The sequence below is a fragment of the Psychrobacter sp. T6-1 genome (assembly GCF_052258445.1).
Window position 1 is genome coordinate 1 of sequence record NZ_JBQQFC010000822.1, and the last position, 531, is coordinate 531.

At 44.8% G+C, this 531-nt stretch carries 1 protein-coding gene; it reads left to right on the forward strand.

What is annotated here, in order from left to right:
• On the forward strand, positions 1 to 426 hold a 426-nt coding region (locus ACTXGO_RS16175; RefSeq protein ID WP_443575244.1), incomplete at its 5' end, for a DODA-type extradiol aromatic ring-opening family dioxygenase.
• Between the last annotated feature and the right edge of the window lie 105 nt (positions 427 to 531).

Genomic DNA, 531 nt, shown 5'->3' on the forward strand with positions numbered 1-531 from the left:
GTTTGGGTACCGCTTCATCATTTATACCCAGATGCTGATGTGCCCATCGTGCAGATCTCTTTGCCGCGTCATTATGACAGCGTAGCCTGTTATCAATTGGGCGCGCAGTTAGCAAATCTACGTCATCAGCAAATCCTTGTTATCGGTTCGGGCAGTATTACCCATAATCTACAAGCTATGAAATGGCAAGCTGACAGTATTGATGAGACCGCTAAAGACTTTAAGCTATGGCTGCTTAAAAACCTCAAAACTGATATACCAACGGCGCTAGAGTGGCAGCAGTATCCTGACTACCGCAATGTCCACCCAAGCGACGAGCATTTATTGCCGCTATTTTTTGCTCTAGGTGCAGGACAACGTGTCTCTGTGGTTCATCAAAGCATGGCGCATCATAGCTTAGGTATGGATATTTACCGTTTTGATTAAAGCGTATCGATACTATTTAAACTACTTTTCAAACGCTGGCTTAGTAAACCAGCCAGCACGCTCTATCTCTGCTGCTAGGCTCAGTATCGTTGACTCATCATTCAT